This window comes from Oleiphilus sp. HI0125 (assembly GCF_001635355.1).
Window position 1 is genome coordinate 1 of sequence record NZ_LWGF01000946.1, and the last position, 1,644, is coordinate 1,644.

Consider the following 1,644-nt stretch of genomic DNA (forward strand, 5'->3'; position numbering starts at 1 on the left):
TATTAGGTGATTGGGATAAACACATTTGGTATGCAAAAGTCCCCGAATCTGGAAGTATCAAAGATATAAAACTATACAAAGAAGACTTCCCCACCTCTTTATCTAGCTAATACTTATGAATGACTACATTACCACCAGCGACGTGATCATTATTGGTGGCGGCGCATCAGGATTAATGTGCGCAGGATTTGCTGGACAAAAAGGCCTACATACGGTTGTACTAGATCGCGCAAATAAAGTCGGCAAAAAAATACTCATGTCTGGCGGGGGACGCTGTAACTTCACTAATTACTTTGTCGAACCCGACAACTATCTCTGTGCAAATCCTCATTTTGTTAAATCTGCGCTCAGTCGATATACACAGTGGGACTTTATTTCACTGGTCGAAAAGCATCAAATCCCCTATCACGAGCGCAAACATGGCGAATTGTTTTGCGACAATAGCGCCAAAGACATTCTTAAGATGCTCATAGAAGAGTGTCCGCCGGATAAGGTCGACATTCGCACTAAGTGCGATATCGATAACATTCAATACGAGAATGATTATTTCGTTCTCAAAACAAATATCGGTACTTTCAAGGCTAAGCAATTAGTCATCGCGAGCGGCGGATTATCTATTCCTACAATGGGCGCTAGCGGGTTCGGTTATCAAGTTGCGGAACAATTTGGGCATTCGGTTCTTCCCACTCGGGCAGGTCTTGTTCCATTCACCTTCAGTGATGCCACCAAAGGGCTTACCGAACGTTTGTCTGGCTTGGCGCATGACAGCGCGATTTATAACGAGCGACGCACGTTTCGAGAGAACATACTGTTTACACACCGAGGGATATCTGGCCCCGCGGCATTACAACTTTCAAATTATTGGCACACTTCAGAAGAAATACAGATCAACCTATTTCCAGAAACAGATATCGAAGCAGTGCTTTTTGAAGCAAAACAAAATGCACCAAAGGCCTTACTCAAAAATATACTCGCAAAGAGCCTAGCTAAATCTTTCGTGCAAGAACTTGAAGATCTATTTTGGAAGGATCTAGCCACAACACTAATGGGCGAAATGCAAGATAAAGCACTGCGCAAGATTGCCCAGCAACTACAATCTTGGACACTCAAACCCTCTGGCACAGAAGGCTATCGTACCGCTGAAGTAACGCTAGGCGGAGTCCATACAGATGAAGTATCTTCCAAAACAATGGAAAGTAAAAAGCAAAAAGGCTTATTTCTGATCGGCGAAGTTCTTGACGTTACCGGACATCTAGGCGGCTTTAACTTTCAATGGGCATGGGCTTCCGCCTTCGCGGCGGGTGAGTCGCTTATCGCTTGTAAAAACTAACGACAGACAAAATGAACAGACAAAAAAAAATCAAACAAATCAATAAAAAGCGAATGAAAAAAGAGGCGGCTGAACGTGCGCCTAAAAAGAAGTCGACCTATATTTCAAAAGCTAAACGCGCGGAATTAGAAGAACTTGAACAGTCTGGCACAGAGTCGGAACAAGAGTGACAATTTAGATCCAATAACAAAAAGCCCAGTCATTTGACTGGGCTTTTTTAGCGCAACCGAAGTTTTAAGCAGGCATGCTCAAAGGCTCTGGCGAGACAATCACGCCGTTGTTATCCGCATAAACGTAATGTCCTGGTTTGAATA

At 43.6% G+C, this 1,644-nt stretch carries 2 protein-coding genes; both read left to right on the plus strand.

Annotation, left to right across the window (positions count from 1 at the left end; translation table 11 throughout):
• Window positions 1-115 precede the first annotated feature (115 nt).
• Window positions 116-1,330 carry an NAD(P)/FAD-dependent oxidoreductase gene (locus A3762_RS16320; protein WP_068756013.1) on the plus strand — a complete coding sequence of 405 codons (1,215 nt, stop codon included), beginning with the start codon at window positions 116-118 and terminating at the stop codon, window positions 1,328-1,330.
• Between the two features lie 11 nt (window positions 1,331-1,341).
• Complete coding sequence (locus A3762_RS26580; protein ID WP_156493446.1) at window positions 1,342-1,500, plus strand: DUF2986 domain-containing protein; 159 nt, start codon at window positions 1,342-1,344, stop codon at window positions 1,498-1,500.
• Window positions 1,501-1,644: the final 144 nt, after the last annotated feature.

Bases quoted from the DNA above. Each gene is read 5' to 3' on its own strand.
- A3762_RS16320 (WP_068756013.1), top strand. From the start codon at position 116: ATGAATGACTACATTACCACCAGCGACGTGATCATTATTGGTGGCGGC.
- A3762_RS26580 (WP_156493446.1), top strand. From the start codon at position 1,342: ATGAACAGACAAAAAAAAATCAAACAAATCAATAAAAAGCGAATGAAA.